We start from the raw sequence: 17,420 nt of genomic DNA on the forward strand, positions 1-17,420 counted from the left end.
TGTCAATGTTTTTTCAGGCAGATCTCTGATCTGTCTTTTCGTCATGCCGTTTTGCTGTAAGTATTAGCAGGAGTTTGTTCGCTTACATACAAACATACTCCTGCTTCTTTATCGTTTTCAGTTAGCTTAATGACATTACCCGTATGGGGAGGCCGTTTACTTTATCTCGTTAAAAGTCAATTTAAGCTTTTGCGGATTTATCTAGTGATAGCTTGTTTTTCAAATCTCTTTCGAAGTTCTGAATTTCCTCGATGCACTCATCGAGCTTTTCAAATATCTGTTCCTTAGAGAGGTCGTCTGATATACAAACAGTTTTCGTTCTGAACGGTAGTCTCCATTGCCAGTTTTTCTTTCCCTTTTTGGCTTTGTAGAATTCATTTATTCTCTCACAAATATCTAGGAATTCGGGATTTGCGTTGCGTGAACTAAGGGCAAACTGCATGTAGACACCATTTCCTGCACGGTTGACAATCTCATAGAAATAATGATTGTCTGTATTCCAACCACTCGGAGCATTCGGTAAATCTGGTAGTAGTTCTGTCATGGCATCTGTTGTGAATCGTGTAAATGTTCTATTGCTCTTGGCAGGGTTTTCGTTTACAGCAGGATGTTCTATAGTCCATTGTCTCAGTATCGAAGCTCGGTTTTGTAGTCTTATTTTCTCCTCATCATCCTCCTGTAAGTATGGTAACAAAGCAGAACAAATCTTATCACTCCACTCAGCATGGAAATTAGCCATACGTTCCCAATCATTTTCGTTTGTTATGCTTATATCTCTTGAGTAATATGAAATCCATGATGCCTTATTATCGTCAGCTCGTTCCCATGTAAGAGCGACACCAAGCTCAGATTCGACTTCATATTTATGACTGTAAAGTACATCAAAAATCTCTTTATTCTGCTTTACATCGCTTTTACTAATAACAAAATCGATACGAGCGAAATCGTAATTTGCAACACAGTCAATACGAAGTCCGCTTATCCCTACTCCACCTGAAAGAGTGTTTGATGTAGTAGGATTAGAATTATTGAAGCTGCCGCGTAACTGATGTTTCTGCTGTATTATCGGAATTGCATATGTCCAGTATTTTTTACGCAACTGATGCCTTCCTTCTTCAGCGGCTTTCTCATTTTCTTCATCTTTAAGATAGAATACAAGATCCATAGGATCTGCATCATAAAGCACAAATAACCTGCGTAGTATAGACATTTTCAGAGATGTACTTGTGTTTCTCTCTACAAAAATGCTATCATCGATTTTTATAGCACTACGTAGGTCGTTTTCTGTGCTGCTAACATATTTGAATAAGTCTGTGCTTGAATTGGAACTATATGCCAATCCAGATAGAATGCTCTTATCCTTCTGATGTAAGAATTTGACAATATGCTCAAACATATCTGCCCAACTTGAAACAGGTTGCTCAGTATTTTGATAACTGTATTTTGCAATATCTCTTCCGGTAAGCTCGAAGTTTTCATCATCCAGTGTACAGGAATCAAATTCTTTTTCAGCAGGTACGAAATCCGTCTGTGGTAATGCCCATATTTTGGTTGAGAGAGCAATCATCTCAGTATTACGTTCTTCTAACTCAGCCAATCCCCAACAATCCTTATTGGCTATTTTTTGATTCATTTTCAGTCCGCTGGCTTTATATCCGCCTTCTTCAGAATCACGTTTTTCTATAAATGACTTGTTGCTGAGGTTGGGGTTATATCCTGTTAAAGTCAAATTAGCTAGACGGTGCAGCCAGGTTGAGTGTATATCTGCTGCATTTACGCCAAGCGATTCTACCCAAGCAGGAGTAAGATGCTGAGGCATGATATGTTCAATGGTGTAAATATTATTATCCAGATGCGTGTAAACGTCTTTTGTTTCAATTGTTCCGTAATTCTCAAAGCGCTCGAATAAGTAAGCTTTGTATTTGCCTCGCATCTGATATATCTGCTTTGTAGCTAATGCTGCAGTAAATTCCTCATCAGACGGGAAACGTCCACTTTCCTTCTTGGAAAGAAGCGCATAGATAAACTTCTTAACGTAATTATCCGCCGTATTATCATAGCGCAGTATTTCTTTGTTCAAATTCAGGAATATCTTGTTGAGTGCGTTTGTAGGTACATCACAGATGTTTCGGCGGAATAGGTAGTTTTCGGTTATTAAGAATATTTCCAGAACATCATCAACTGACAGTTTGCCGTCCTGATTCAACCTAAGCACTTCTAAAAGGAACGGCCGTGTAACTATGATTTCTAACCGCATCATTCGATACAAGCAGTCATCAAGCCTCTGATTTTTCAATCCGCTTTTACAAGAAAGAAGTTTCTCATAGAAGCGAGCATATCGCCGCAAATCCTCTAATAGCGATTCAATGGGGATTTGAATACTCTCTGCGTAAGCCTTGAACACACGGTAAACATTGTTGATTGTTGGCGTTACCTTTTGCTTCACGCTCAAATAGTCCCTAATAAAGCCACTAACGTCATTATTGGTACATTTTTCAATGATAGTCCAATATGAATCATAAAGCTTAGTCTGATTTTGCGGTGGTTGTCCCATCAGAATATAGTTGCGGATCTTATCGCCTTCAGTCAAGGCCAAACCTGTGGAATTCAGGCTTTCAAAAATCAACTGTGCATTATCATCAGGATCAAGCGTAATACTGATTATTTCCAGCTTACCAATCGCACTATACAGATCATCAACTGATACTTCTTTCTTCAATAAGCAATCACAGAAAAAATGATAGTTAAGCGTAAGATTTGAAGCGGGATTATAATCCTCCTCTTCTCCAAATAGTTTGAGCAAAGCTTCACGGTCACTCTTTACAGGGCGTAGTTTGATTTTGTCATCTTCTTTCGCCCATGGAGAAATTATAAATCGCTGGTTTATTTCTTCTCCAATATTACCCTCATTGGATGAAAGAAGTCCCTTTTTTGTCAAATTGCGAATAGCAAGAAGCAAAAGCGTAATCGTTGTCAGTCGCTGTTGTCCATCGATTATATGAAATTCGATTTTATTTCCATTAGGAACTACCTGAGATGTTATACTACCAAAGAAATGCGTATTACGATTATCAATTACAATCTTCTTTAGATCCTCGTAAAGCTGTCGACAGTTATCATATTTCCAGTCATACTTCCTTTGATAAACAGGAATGATGTAGCGATTATTTGCTCCTTCCATGAAGTTAAGTAATTTTGCTTCTGAGCCTTTCATTTGACTTTCCCCCCTATGTCAAAAGATATCGTTTGTTCAATGATTATCTCATATCGTTATTATCTGCCCAAAGCTCACATTGCATCATAACCGTCTGTACAGCATCCTCCATTCCTTCTGGCGGATACTTATGCTGTTTCAGTAGTTTCTTTATCATCATACGCATGCGTGCTCGGGCAGAATCCTTTTTCTGCCAGTCTATTGTCCTGTTTTTACGCAGAGTTTCTGTCAATTCTTTAGTTATAGCTATAAGCTCGGCATTTTCGTAGAAGTCCTTTACCGCCTCAGGCTTTGTAAGGGCATCATAAAACGCAAGTTCATCAGCTGTAAGTCCGAGGTCCTGACCTGCTTTACTTGCGGCCGATATCTCTTTAGCAAGCTTCATAAGCTCCTGTATGACCTGTTCATTAGTCAGCATTCCGTTAAGATAGGCATTCATTGCACGTTGTATTATCTCAGAGAACTTTTCAGACTTAACTACATTGGTTCTACGGTATACCTTAATTTGCTCTGCTATCAACTTCTTTAAGAGTTCTACTGCAAGATTCTTTTCCTTCATCTTAGCTACTTCATCAAGAAACTTGGGATCAAACAGTGAAAACTCTTCATGTATATCAGAGAATAAGTTAATAACGCCATCACTTTTGATGCTGTGCTTCAAGAGTTCGTTTATCCGAGCATTCATCTCAGGGAGTGACAATTTCTTATCTCCGCCTTGATTTGATAGCCTAAGTACCAGAACTCTCACTGATTCGAAAAACTGCGCTTCGATTCTCAAAGACTCTTCAACAAGAGATGAACATAGTGAAAGTGCCTGATGCAGCATAAGAGCTTCCTTCACAAATTCTTCCCTGTCTTCCTGTCTGCTCGGAGCAATTATATAGTTTACTCCACCGCTTATGGTCTTTGCACGTTCTAAGTCAGTACCATCCATAAAGCGCTGATAATCGTATTCATAGAAGAAGTCGCGACAAATCTGCAATTTTTCAAGGAACTTAGGATACGCAACTTTACTGATGTCCGTATCACCGTAGTTTTTCTTATCACGAACAGTATAGTCGTTCATGGCTCTTTTCAAAGCAGAAGCTATACCAACATAGTCAACTACGAGTCCGCCTTCTTTATCTCGGAATACTCTATTAACACGAGCAATAGCCTGCATAAGGTTATGACCGTTCATTGGCTTGTATACGTACATTGTAGCAAGTGAAGGAACATCAAAACCTGTCAGCCACATATCAACAACAATCGCTATTTTAAGCGGACTGCTATTATCTTTGAACTGTACAGCAAGCTCATTCTTATGCGCTTTATTGCCTATTATCTCACGCCACTCTTCAGGATCCTTATTGCTTGAAGTCATAACTACTGCAACTTTACCTTCATCCTTCCACTGAGGACGTAATTCATGTATTTTATGATATATCTTCAATGCAATATCTCTTGAATAGGCAACTATCATCGCCTTACCTGTAAGAAGCTCTGCACGGTTATTCTCATAATGGTCGATAATGTCGGTAACAAGGCTATTTATAGTTGAATCATTACCGAGAATTGCTTCCATGCGACCAAGTTCACGCTTACTCTGTTCAATAACACCTGCATCAGCCTGAGTAGCCATGATATCATATTCCTGATCAATAAGCTTTATAATCTCTTGATCAAGATGAAGCTTTACAACGCGGCTTTCGTAGTATACCGGACGGGTTGCCCCGTCCTCAACAGCCTGCGTCATATCATAAATATCAATATAATCACCGAAAACCTCACGGGTATTTCTATCCTCTGTGGCGATAGGAGTACCTGTAAAGCCTATATATGTAGCATTAGGTAAGCTATTACGGATAACTCTTGCTGTACCAACAACAATTTTTGCAACTTCCTCGCCCTGTTCATTGGTAGTCATCTTAACTCTTTCGGATAATCCATACTGACCGCGGTGAGCCTCGTCTGCCATAACAACGATGTTTCTGCGCTCAGAAAGGCAGTCAAACGACTCCTCAAACTTCTGCATGGTCGTGAAGATAATACCGTTAGCCTTACGACCACCAAGCCATGTTTTCAGATGTTCACGGCTCTCAGCATGTACCGGTTCCTGTCGCAGGAAGTCTTTACATTTTGCAAATTGGCCGTATAGCTGATCATCTAGATCATTTCTGTCAGTAAGCACAACTATTGTCGGAGATTCAAGCGCAACCTGGAGCAGGTGTGAATAGAATACCATTGACAGGGACTTTCCTGAACCTTGAGTATGCCAGAATACACCGCCCTTACCGTCAGTAACAGCAGCTCGCTTAGTTGACTCAATGGCCTTACGAACGGCGAAATACTGATGATAACCTGCAAGTATCTTCAATTCTTTCTTACCGTCATTAGAGAAACAAATGAAGTTCTTTATAATATCAAGAAGCCTGTCCTTCTGGAAGATGCCCTCAAAGAAAGTATCAAACTGAGCAAACTGCGTGTTCTCGTAGCTGCCGTCTGTAGTTTTCCATTCCATGAAGCGATCTTCACCTGAAGTGATGGTACCTGCCTTAGAAACAAGCTGATCGCTCATGACAAGTATAGCGTTGTAAATAAACATGGACGGTATCTCATGCATATAGTTGCGCAACTGCAGATATGCTTCTGAGGCATCGGTTTCTTCTCTGGACGGGGACTTCAGCTCCACAAGAACTATCGGTAGGCCGTTCAGGAATAGAATAACATCAGGACGTTTATTGCTGTTCTCAATAAAAGTCCACTGATTAGCGACGATAAAGGAGTTATTGTCTGTATTCTGATAATCCACAATATAGATTATCATGGAGCGTTCCTCGCCCTTTTCAGTATAACGGACAGGAACACCATTCTGGAGATAGTCCATAAACAAAGCATTCTTCTGAACAAGCTCGCCGTTTTCAAAATTGCGCAGCTTGAAAAGAGCGTCCTGTATAGCGTCATAAGGAGCTCCTTTGTTTATCCTGCGGAGGCTTTCTTCCAGTACATCGTCATACAGTGGCGAAGTGAAGTCACGCTCTGTATCAGGACCATATACATAGTCATAGTTCAATTCGTTCTTAAAGAGGTCTATGACGGCGTTTTCATAATCGGCTTCGGTGTATGACATATAATCAACTCCTTTGAGAAATCAACCAAAAGGCTATCTCAACTTGTAAATGCAAATACCAATCGTTCAGATGATAATCAAATTTTACTACATTATCAAAATACGGCTCTATAATCTTTAACTGTATTCTTGCCCATTCAGAATTTGTTGTTGTGTATTGGTGATCTATTTCTCTTGATATATCCATTAATTCTTCATCGTCAGCACCATTCATACGGGCGTTTGAAATTATATTTAACAGATTATCTATACGATCATTGCTGAAAGGTTCTCCACCGCTTTCAGCAAGTTTGATTGCTTCATCAAATGATAATCTCCAAAAATCTTCTTGCAGATAGCCTAACTTTTCAAGTGCATAGCCACTTTTTACAAACCTTGTATCGTATGATATAGGTTCTTCCTCAAAGTAGTAGTCAATACCCATTTGCTGTAAATGCTGATGAATAGTAGATATTCCTGTTTTGAGGGCTTCCTGATATGCAAGCAGTTTTTCTTGCATTGCATCATCTTCAAAATGCGCCTTTATAATACAAATCCATTCTTTAGTCTTATCAGCGTGATTTTCTCCACATCTCTCAGTGATAGCATTCTGAAGGCTGTTAAGATATGAAACATAATCGGTAAAGGTTTCTGGTTCGGGGATAGGCTTCTTCTTGAAATTATCAATAAGCTCCTGATTATAATCGGTTACAGCTTTTATGATCTGATTTATATGCTGATACCTTTTCTGAACATAAGCGATAAGCTCTTTAACGTGGATAGGTACATATTTACAGAGCTTCAAATCATTACGATATACTGTAACTACAAAATCAGCATCCTGCAAATCAGGATAAACATTCGGAAAACAAACAAGCATAGAGCTTTTACCCGAAAGAATATACGGACACCATTCCGCTTGATTGCCTTGATATTCCTTATGTCGGCTTGTTTCAACAGGGTGCACTGAACATAACGAGCGTAGATATGTAAAATACTTTTCATCATTTCCGTCATTGTTCAAACCAGCCTGATGAAAAACAGAGGTATCATTCTTATCAGCACCTTTATAAAGCGGAGCAACTTTATAGACCTTGCCTATAATAGCAATACATTCAATAAGGCTTTGGGTATAGTTGAAGAAATCACAAAGCCCGAATTGTCCCTCTATTTCGATACTATTACAGTGTTCAACTAAATCATTGATACGGTCAAGTGTTGCACAAATGCAGTTGTAAGCCCCTGCGGTAACATCTTTTTTACTGTTCGGGAACTTAAAATCAGCAGTTTTTTCATAAGTAAAGTTATGGTGCTCATTGATTATCTCTCTCAGATTGTTGCAGAGCTGAGGATCAAGCTGTATCTTCACATTCTCCCTCCTAACATAAATGAAAATTTAGAACAGCAGGCGCAGGCTCTGTTCAAGGCTTGGTTTGTTGATTTTGAGCCGTTCGGCGGTGTTATGCCCGATGATTGGCGAATAGGAACACTTTCCGAAATCTGCGGTTACTCCAAAGATAAGGTTGATATTGATGATTTGACTTTGGATACCTATTATTCTACGGAAAATATGCAACCAAACCGTCAAGGTGCAGTACAAGCCACCACGCTTCCAACTATCAAGCAGACTACCGCCTGCAAGAAAGGTGATGTGCTGATCTCGAATATCCGTCCGTATTTCAAGAAAATACTGTATTGTTTCTCTGATTGTGGTTGCTCAACAGACGTTCTATGCTTTGTGCCGAATAAAACTGAATATTCTGCATTTCTATACTGCGCCCTCTATGCGGATAAATTCTTTGATTATATGGTTGCAGGCTCAAAAGGAACCAAAATGCCCAGAGGTGACAAACAGCAGATAATGGCATATCCTATCTGTATTCCCTCTGCCGATTACATCGAGAAGTTTAATCAGGCAGTTTCTCCTATGCTTGAAACGGTATATTCAAATAGGATTGAAGCCAATAACTTGGCACATCTCCGAGATACGCTCCTACCAAAGCTGATGAACGGCGAAATCGACGTGTCCGAGGTCAAGATTTAGGCTGCTTGCAAGCATAAATTTTCATTTATAGGAGGAAGTAACTATGGATAAAATCATATTAACAACGCCTCAAAAAAGATGTGCCAAGATATTACTTGAATACATAGCGAAAAAGCAATTTACAATTGAATACGGCGAAATGTCTAAAATGACAGGAATTCCCGCTCACGCCCCTGGTCGTGATATAGGTGCTCAGGTTGGCGAGGTATCAAAAAGATGTTATCAATTAGGTCTTCCACTTATATCGGTTATGGTAGTATTGAAAGATACTCAAATGTGTAGCGACGGTTTTTTCAATCTGTGTAATGGACTGAATGTTCATCCAGAATTCAAGAACAATATGTCCAAGATGATGGAAATATGCATGAATGAGGTTAAAAGCTGCGATCAGTGGGATAAACTCGCAGATGATTTAGGTATCGAAATAGAAGGAATAAGCAAAATAAAAGATAGGCTTTTAGATAATATTCAATCAGAGAAAATCGAAGGGAAACTAGTACAAATTACTTCTACAGCTTATGAACGAGATCCAGATCTACGAAAAGAGTGTATTCGTAAATATGGAACAAAGTGTCAAATCTGTGGTTTCGATGCTGCTAAAATATATGGTAAAGAATTTGCAGGTAAAATACACGTTCATCACATAGAACCACTTGGCGCAGTAAAGGAATCACACAAAGTAAATCCTGAAACTGATTTGATTCCAGTATGCCCTAATTGTCATATGATTCTTCATTCCAAAAAAGACGGTGTATATTTGCCGGAAGAAATCATAGACATGATAAAAAAAGCGAAAAAAAATTGAGTTATTATTGGGAGTAGTGATGTTGGTACACCGAAAGGAGTACCAACTATGAAGAATGAGCTTATTACTGAAATAGAACAGGCAATGCTAAAAAGACTAGATAATGCAGGGCTTCAAGCCCTGCACCAAGTACTTATAAATGTATTCAAAAATGTTATTATTACTTCTATTACCGCAACAGATAACGAAATGACCAATGACAATATACTGTCGGAATTTCTCTCTGCAAAGCGGATAGAGGGCTGTTCGGAGAAGTCGTTGAATTACTATTGCAAGACTATCACGGCAGCTATGGACGGTATCGATAAGAACTTCAAGCATATCACAACTGACGATTTGAGGGCATATCTGACCGATTATCAGACCGAAAAGAAGTCAAGCAAGGTCACTATGGATAACATAAGACGTATATTATCGAGTTTTTTCTCCTGGTTAGAGGACGAGGACTATATCATCAAAAGCCCCGTTCGGCGCATTCACAAGGTCAAGACAAGCAAGACGATCAAGGAAACCTACACGGACGAGAATTTAGAGCTTATGCGTGACAACTGCGAAAATCTGCGTGATTTGGCGATTATTGATATGCTTGCTTCAACAGGTATGCGTGTCGGTGAAATGGTTTTGCTGAACCGCAACGACATTGATTTCAACGAGCGTGAGTGCGTGGTGATAGGCAAGGGTGATAAAGAACGCATGGTGTACTTCGATGCACGTACAAAGCTCCATTTACAGAACTATCTCGCTTCACGGACGGACAGCGATCCTGCCTTGTTCGTATCGCTTCGCTCTCCCTATAAGCGGTTGACGATAGGTGCTATTGAGCTTCGTTTGCGTGAAATGGGGCGAAAGCTCGGTATCAGCAAGGTTCACCCTCATAAATTCAGGAGAACGCTTGCAACAATGGCTATCGACAAGGGTATGCCAATCGAGCAGCTTCAACGGCTTCTCGGTCATCAAAGAATTGATACTACACTTCAATATGCGATGGTGAAGCAGAGCAATGTGAAACTGGCGCATAGGAAGTATATTGGATAATATATAATATGGAGGTACTCAATGAGTATTGAAAAAGAACTGCGTATAAAGTTTAATGCCCCACTTCACGAACTTGATACGGAAAACAAGACTTATGGCTGTCGGCAAAACAACCCTGATATATGCGGAAATAATGGAATATCGGGAATTTGTGCTTTTTGTTCCGATGATAAGATTTGTAAGAAACCCTCTCGTGCTTGGAAAAAGCAGTATTTGAAACTAAAAAATGAGGAATAATAATGAAATTATTAGATATATGTGAAGCAATCGTTGATTGTCCTCACTCAACTGCAAAAGACGAAGGAAGCGGCTACCCCTTGATTCGTACACCTAATGTTGGCAAAGGAAGATTAAAACTTTCAGGTGTGCATAGAGTCCCTGAAAACGTCTATAATCAGCGAAATGAAAGAGCTGTACCGCAAGAAGATGATTTAATCCTTGCACGAGAAGCACCTATTGGAAATGTAGCAATTATAAGGCAAGGACAGCAAGTGTGCTTGGGACAAAGAACTGTTCTTATTAGACCTAACAAGGAATATGTTGATCCTGATTTTCTTGTGTATTATCTTCTGTCCCCGGAGTTACAACATAAGCTCCTTAGTTCAGCTAACGGGGCTACAGTCAGTCATCTTAATATGTCCTCTATAAGATCACTGGAAGTGCAAGTGCCTGACATTGAGATTCAGAAAAAGATAGGAGCTATACTGGCAAGAATAGATGATAAGATAGAGCTTAATACTGCGATAAATGAAAATTTAGAGCAGCAGGCGTTAGCACTTTTTCGCCAGTTTTTCATGGATTTTGCACCATATGGCGGTGTTGCCCCTTCTAACTGGACAGAAGTATCGCTGGATGATGTATGTACGCGAATAACTGATGGATCACACTATAGTCCCGCAGATGAGCCTGATTCTCCGTACCCGATGTATTCTGTCAAGGATATGGAAACTTACGGTTTCAATCCCTCGTCTTGTAAGCATATTTCGGAAGAAGATTTCCGAAAGATGCAAAAGAGCGACTGTGTTCCTCTGCTTAATGACATCTTAGTTGCTAAAGATGGTAGTTATTTGAAGGAGATATTCATCTGCTCCGACGAAAAAGATGAAGCTATACTGTCGTCCATTGCCATTTTTAGACCAGATTCAAATATCATAATGCCGGAAATTCTCTTGTATCTCCTTAAGCAGCCTTCCGTCCGCAAAGATGTAGGCGATAACTATGTTTCTGGCTCGGCATTGCCAAGAATAGTCCTTAAGGACTTCAAAAAATACCGTTTTATGCTTCCTCCGATGGACGAACAAATGAAAATCGGTGCTTTACTTCATGCAATCAGGATGCAAATCAAGGCAAATATTGACGAAATACATTGCTTGTCATCAACGAGAGACGCATTACTCCCTAAACTGATGAACGGTGAGATCGATGTATCAAAGGTTAAGATTTAAGCAGCTTGCAAGTATAAATTTTCATTTATCGCAGTATTTACAGCAATTTTATGCTCTATAGAATCTAGTAAAGACGCTATCTTATTCTGCACATCAATTGGCGGGACAGGAATAAGCATATCTCTGAAATTGGTTTTGTTAAATTTAGGCTGAGCACTCCCTGTTACGATAGATTTGAGCATTTTTTGTCCATAATGACCTTTAAGCCAATGATAATAGAAGCTATCATTACCGTTAAATTGTACCATAATTGCATTTGGCGCTAAACTCATCTTATATTTTAACACAGGACAACGAAATACAGTTCCAACATTTGCACCAACATTGGATATTATTATTTCTCCGCCAAACAGCTTGCTTTTTGAAAGAAACTCATATGCGTGTTCATCTATGAAAACAAAGTCTCCTTTGAAGTCGTTATTATAATCGACTAACCTTATAAGTACCGCTACATCTTCATCTGAGCGATATGTTACATTCTCTGCCAGAGAAGCGAAGCTGCCGTTTGCTACATAGTCAGTCACAACTTTTGCAATATCCTTGATTTGGGCAATTTCCCATGTGTCAGGCATTTTTCCAAGAGGTGTATCTTTATATGTCATATCCAATCGCCCCCAGCTTCTCCCTAATCTCATTTTCAAGCTCATGGGATTTTGCGAACATCTCCGAAAGCTCTGAAGTCAGACGCTTCATCTTTTCGTCAAACGGCTCACCGTCATCCTCCTGCTCCTCAATGCCGACATAGCGTCCGGGAGTGAGAATATAGTCCTGTGCAGCTATCTGCTCTGTTGTCGCAACAGCACAGAAGCCCTTGACTTCCTCTAATGTGCCGCTCTGAAAAGCCTTGAATGTATCAGCAAGCTTCTGAATATCCTCATCCGTGAAGTCACGGTGCTTGCGGTCAACCATATATCCCATTTTACGGGCGTCAATAAACAGAGTCTTGCCCTTCTGCTTCTTGTTCTTGCTGATGAACCACAGCGTCACAGGGATAGTAACGGAATAAAAGAGCTGCGTAGGCATAGCGACGATACCCTCAATAAGATCGTCCTCGATTATACGCTTTCTAATCTCGCCCTCACCACTTGACTGTGTGGAGAGTGCACCGTTAGCAAGTACAAGACCAATCTTACCGTTAGGAGCCAGATGATGTATCATATGCTGTATCCACGCATAATTGGCATTGCCAGCAGGCGGGGTTCCATATTTCCAGCGGATATCGTCCTGAAGCTTGTCCTGTCCCCAGTTGGAGAGGTTGAAAGGCGGATTTGCAAGGATAAAATCTGCCTTGAGTGTTTTATGTATATCATTGAAGAATGTATCATCATGATATGGCCCGAAGTCTGCATCAATACCACGGATAGCCATATTCATCTTAGCCATTTTCCATGTATCAGCGTTTGACTCCTGACCGTATACAGAAATGCGGTTACGGCTGCCCTGATGAGCCTCTACAAATTTTGCGCTCTGTACGAACATACCACCGGAACCGCAACAAGGATCGTATACGCGGCAGTCCTCAAACGGCTGCAATATCTCAACGAGAGTACGAACAACACTGGAGGGAGTATAGAATTCGCCGCCCTTAACTCCTTCATATGCGGCAAATTGAGCAATACAATATTCATATGTGCGTCCGAGGATATCTTTGCTATCCTCAGTATCAGTCATATCCATATTGGTGAAAAGGTCAACTACCTCACCGAGTACACGCTTGTCAAGATCAGGACTGGCGTAATTCTTCGGAAGAACGTTCTTCAGGCTCTTGTTTTCAGCCTCTATCGCTCTCATAGCATCGTCAATAACAGTACCAATCTCAGGAGTATGAGCAGCAGCGGAAATAGTATTCCAGCGAGCTTCTTCCGGTACAAAGAAGATGTTATCCATAAGATAAGCGTCCTTTTCGTCCTCAAAACCGTCACCTTCAGCAACAAGTTCGTTGTAACGCTTCTCAAATGCACTTGATATGTAGCGTAGGAAGATAAGTCCTACGATAACTTTTCTATATTCGGCAGCAGGAATATGTCCCCATAATACGCAGGCAGCATCCCATATCTGCTTTTCAAATCCGATATTTGCATTGTTCTTTTCAGCCATAACATTACCACTTTCTGTAATAAATTACATTTTACTTTATAATTATAACATATTTTTGTGAACAATTCAAGGATATCTTACTATGCTTTGTATAATCTCCATGTATTAGATGAGATTAGTCGTATCTCAATACCGCTCGTTTTAAAGTAAAATATACTAATCTTAATTGTAGTGATATTGCGTTAATTCACTTGTGCTAATCGCATGTTGATTAGCTATAGTGACGAATTTATCATTTTCGTGATAATGATATTGACATTTTAGGCGACATGATGTATGATTAAGTTACAAAAGGCGGGAGGCGATAAGCTTGGACGATCTCCATAAATTGCAACAACATCTCCGATTGTTACGGACGATGCTAGGTTGGAGCGCACAAAAACTCGGTGAAGAAGTAGGCGTCACACGCCAAACTGTCAATAAAATCGAGAATTGCAAATCTCCAATTAGCCAAACATTGTATCTGGCACTTTTAACAGTATTCAAGCGCGAATCATCTGCGTTCAATTTTGAAACTAGGATGATTCAATGTATACTTGATATTCTCATTTTTAATCCGGACTATTACACTTCCTCAGAGACAGAACAAGCCGTGAGAAGCGCTCAGTTGCTTGTTTCACCGACATCTTCAGATAAAGATACTAAACAAACAATATCTGATGAATGGGTGCGAACTAATAAAAGAATCTATCAAAAATTTTTTGACAGATTGCTTAATGAGAACAAAAGCGCTGCTATCGAGTTGAACCAAATAAACCCAACAGATCAGGCTGATTCCGTTTTTGAGTTAAAGAAGGAAGGAGTGAAAAAAATGAGGGTAAAAACTAGAAAGAGATGGATCGATCTTTTTGAAGAATATGATCGTGATATTAAGGACGCTCTTTTTGAACTCTACATAAAATATGTCCTTGATACCGTGAGACATGAACTTTGGATGTACGTCGATGATGATGGTGAAGTTAGCCTTAGGACAAATATGGGTTATGCTTCAAACATAATATCCAATGAACAGCGTTGCTTCATATACGCTTGTGGTGGAGAGAATCTCACAGCATGGGATATTTTACCAAGACTTGAGTACCTTCTCAATGCAGAAGATTTACACTCTTACTGTGATGCCATTAGGAAAAATCCTGGCGACCGAGTTCGTGTCAGTGAACTTCAAAAATATATTGAGACAGAACATCCTGGCTTGATAGAAGAATGGCTCGAAGAATACTTCGAAGATCCATCTGGATACTTGGAAGACTGTGCTCAGAGAGTATACGAAGATCTCTTGAATAGACTTGACGGTTGATTATATAATTATTCTAGTCAATTGCTATTATAGGCTATCCCTATGAAGAAATGGGGGTAGCCTATTTGTTACGATAAACGTTCTATCAGCTGCCCTTTATGGGCAGCATTTCAATTAGCTACACATGGTCTATTTGCCTTGACTAATAGATGTTAGTATGCTAAAATTAATTAGTAACAACATTGGCTGCATAAGCAGCAACAGAAAGGAATATAGGCATAGATAATGGAACAGAGAGAGATTATTGACAGAGATACCTATAAGAAGATCAAGAAGATGAACCGCGAGGAGCTTACAAAGTTCATTATTAAGTATGGAGATGAGCTTCTCGGAGAACAGGGCAAAACCATTGACCTCCCTGCTCTTGAGGAAGAACTCAGTAAGATCAAAGGTATCGGCGGTAAGCGCCTTGAGGAAATAATGGTCGTTATTGAGAAATTCTTGGATGTTGAATAGAGGGAAAGATGAAGCTAATATTGAAAATGTTGCAAAAGGCAGTCATTGTAGTAACAGTACTGTCGCTTATCATAGGCACATCGGTCACTGCATATGCAGCAGATGTAGACTCAGTTCTGAATGACGCAGAATGGACTTCTTACGTTGAGCGTTCCATTGAAATAGATAAAACTCCCGGACTCTCCGTTGTAGCAGTCAAAGGATCAGATGTAGGATTCAAGACCTGGGGATATGCCAATATTAAGGATAAAACTCCCATGACCGAAGATACTCTTGTACATATCGGCTCATGTTCAAAAGCGTTTACAGCGTTGGCTGTACTGCTATTACAAGAAGAAGGAAAGCTCTCTATAGATGACAGTGTTTCTAAGTATATCCCCTGGTGGCATGTTACATATCAGGAACAGGATGCAGATATAAAGATATGGCACCTTTTGAATCATTGTTCAGGCATACCTAATGCAGCAACAATGGCTAAATATCCTATCAAAACTGATGCAGATGAAGAAGAAATAGCTCATATTGCTGAAGACCTTGAACTGAAGTATCCTCCCGGGGAAACTTTTGAATATTGTAATCTCGGTTATTGTATCCTTGCATATCTTGTTGAAACTGTAAGCGGCATTTCATTTGACGAATATGTTGTAAAAGAGATAATGCAGCCTATAGGTATGACACACAGCGGTTATGATCTGCCCGTAGCACAGGGATATTTATACTTCTGGAATACACTTAAACCTTACAATGATCCTCATGCAAAAGGTATTGAAGGCGAAGGGTATGCAGTAACAACTGCTTCAGACATGGCTTTATGGCTGAAGGCGCAGATGGGAAAGCTCGATCTTCCCGATAAGCTGGCAAACGCTATTGCTGCATCTCACGAAATAATCGAAGCGCATTATCCAAGTGACGGAATAAGAAGTGACTCATCTGACAGCAGTTATTTCAACGGCTGGTATATCTCAGATGACGGGATAATTGAACACGGAGGCTGGAATCCGACTTATAAGGCTCAGGTAATAATAGATCTAGCCAAAGAAACAGCCGTTTTTACAGATTGCAATTCTACGGCAAATACTCAATGGTATGCAATGAGAAGCTGCTTTGGAAAGCTGACCGGTCACAGCGAATATACCGATATAGTGAAGTGTGATATGTTGATAATCGACATCATTGCGTCTGTTATTTCAATCGCAGTTGCGGTAATAATGCTCTTTGCGCTGATAATGCTTCTTACGCAGAAAAAGCGGTTAACTAAGAAAACAAGTTCTCCAAAAAAGGAAAAAGCCCTGCTTTGTGCAAGGCTTGTATTATTGATACCTCTGCTTTCCCTTTCAGTATCACTGCCATATATCCTTGGCGCAGTGATGGGATATCCTGGGTTTGGATATCAAAAGGTCTGGGCATGGGGCGGTCAATCGGCTGTCGTTATGGGGCTGATTCTCGATGTATTGTTCATATTACTGATCATTACAAGCATTAAGCGATATATCCTAAAAAAACGCAACAATAGAATTACACGTCTTTGAACAGCCTACACAGGCGGTTCTTCTTTTAGCTTGACTAATATAGTTAATTATGATACAATTAAGGAATCACAACACTGGCTGTAACGAAAACAACGGTCAGAAGTGACTATAGGCACAAATAATGACAAACAAAGCTTTTCTTACAGGAGGAGGCTTATTATGATTTCAAAAAGAATACTCTCAACCATGCTTAGTGCGCTTGTTATTACTTGCTCTATATCTAACTATAACACTTATGAAAAAACAGGAACTTTAGCGGCTGAAGCAGTAGATACATCATTGAACACAGGAACTTGTGGCGATAGTGCGACGTATTCCCTTGACGATGCAGGGAATCTGACTATCAGCGGAAATGGTGCTATATCCGATTATGTGGATGGAAAGACACCTTTTGCCAATAGTGTTCCGAT

Annotated in this window: 13 protein-coding genes and 1 pseudogene; 9 read left to right on the top strand and 5 right to left on the bottom strand. The window is 39.9% G+C overall.

Annotated elements, in window-relative coordinates:
• Positions 1 to 181: 181 nt before the first annotated feature.
• From K5677_RS05850 to K5677_RS05860, 3 genes are read right to left on the bottom strand one after another with little or no spacing between them, the layout of a single operon-like run.
• Positions 182 to 3,214 carry a DUF4268 domain-containing protein gene (locus tag K5677_RS05850; protein WP_296725762.1) on the bottom strand — a complete coding sequence of 1,011 codons (3,033 nt, stop codon included), beginning with the start codon at positions 3,212 to 3,214 and terminating at the stop codon, positions 182 to 184.
• Between the two features lie 43 nt (positions 3,215 to 3,257).
• Positions 3,258 to 6,323 (bottom strand): type I restriction endonuclease subunit R, encoded by a 3,066-nt coding sequence (locus K5677_RS05855; protein ID WP_296725763.1) that lies wholly within the window; start codon positions 6,321 to 6,323, stop codon positions 3,258 to 3,260.
• Between the two features lie 4 nt (positions 6,324 to 6,327).
• Entirely contained in the window at positions 6,328 to 7,671 is a 1,344-nt protein-coding gene (locus K5677_RS05860) for a hypothetical protein (protein ID WP_296725765.1), read from the bottom strand.
• Between K5677_RS05860 and K5677_RS05865 the strand changes: the two genes are divergently transcribed.
• Genes K5677_RS05865 through K5677_RS05885 form a run of 5 tightly spaced genes read left to right on the top strand, consistent with a single transcriptional unit; the run spans position 7,609 to position 11,631 of the window.
• The gene (locus tag K5677_RS05865) at positions 7,609 to 8,346 is read left to right on the top strand and encodes a restriction endonuclease subunit S (protein ID WP_296725766.1); all 738 of its coding nucleotides are present in this window, start codon (positions 7,609 to 7,611) and stop codon (positions 8,344 to 8,346) included. The genes K5677_RS05860 and K5677_RS05865 overlap by 63 nt on opposite strands.
• 43 nt (positions 8,347 to 8,389) lie before the next feature.
• Positions 8,390 to 9,151, top strand: coding sequence for an HNH endonuclease (locus tag K5677_RS05870; RefSeq protein WP_296725768.1), 762 nt, complete (start codon positions 8,390 to 8,392; stop codon positions 9,149 to 9,151).
• A gap of 48 nt (positions 9,152 to 9,199) precedes the next feature.
• The gene (gene xerA, locus K5677_RS05875) at positions 9,200 to 10,186 is read left to right on the top strand and encodes a site-specific tyrosine recombinase/integron integrase (protein WP_296725770.1); all 987 of its coding nucleotides are present in this window, start codon (positions 9,200 to 9,202) and stop codon (positions 10,184 to 10,186) included.
• Positions 10,187 to 10,207: 21 nt separating this feature from the next.
• Positions 10,208 to 10,423 (top strand): hypothetical protein, encoded by a 216-nt coding sequence (locus K5677_RS05880; protein ID WP_296725771.1) that lies wholly within the window; start codon positions 10,208 to 10,210, stop codon positions 10,421 to 10,423.
• Between the two features lie 2 nt (positions 10,424 to 10,425).
• A complete protein-coding gene (locus K5677_RS05885) occupies positions 10,426 to 11,631 on the top strand; it encodes a restriction endonuclease subunit S (protein ID WP_296725774.1) in 1,206 nt (401 codons plus the stop codon).
• On the opposite strand, the gene K5677_RS05890 is transcribed toward K5677_RS05885, so the two are convergent.
• Both K5677_RS05890 and K5677_RS05895 read right to left on the bottom strand, forming a co-directional pair.
• A complete protein-coding gene (locus K5677_RS05890; protein WP_296725776.1) occupies positions 11,628 to 12,233 on the bottom strand; it encodes a restriction endonuclease subunit S in 606 nt (201 codons plus the stop codon). The two genes, K5677_RS05885 and K5677_RS05890, sit on opposite strands and share 4 nt — an antisense overlap.
• A complete protein-coding gene (locus tag K5677_RS05895) occupies positions 12,223 to 13,728 on the bottom strand; it encodes a class I SAM-dependent DNA methyltransferase (RefSeq protein WP_296725777.1) in 1,506 nt (501 codons plus the stop codon). The genes K5677_RS05890 and K5677_RS05895 overlap by 11 nt, the downstream gene beginning before the upstream one ends.
• Positions 13,729 to 14,038: 310 nt before the next feature.
• Here K5677_RS05895 and K5677_RS05900 point away from each other — a divergent pair, with 310 nt between their 5' ends.
• The 4 genes and pseudogenes from K5677_RS05900 to K5677_RS05915 form a co-directional block, all read left to right on the top strand.
• Positions 14,039 to 15,025, top strand: coding sequence for a helix-turn-helix transcriptional regulator (locus K5677_RS05900; RefSeq protein ID WP_296725779.1), 987 nt, complete (start codon positions 14,039 to 14,041; stop codon positions 15,023 to 15,025).
• A gap of 225 nt (positions 15,026 to 15,250) precedes the next feature.
• Entirely contained in the window at positions 15,251 to 15,481 is a 231-nt protein-coding gene (locus K5677_RS05905) for a hypothetical protein (RefSeq protein ID WP_296725781.1), read from the top strand.
• A gap of 26 nt (positions 15,482 to 15,507) precedes the next feature.
• The gene (locus K5677_RS05910; protein WP_296725783.1) at positions 15,508 to 17,010 is read left to right on the top strand and encodes a serine hydrolase domain-containing protein; all 1,503 of its coding nucleotides are present in this window, start codon (positions 15,508 to 15,510) and stop codon (positions 17,008 to 17,010) included.
• 159 nt (positions 17,011 to 17,169) lie between these two features.
• Positions 17,170 to 17,420, top strand: a pseudogene (locus K5677_RS05915) (hypothetical protein); the annotation flags it as partial.

This window comes from Ruminococcus sp. (genome assembly GCF_024684275.1).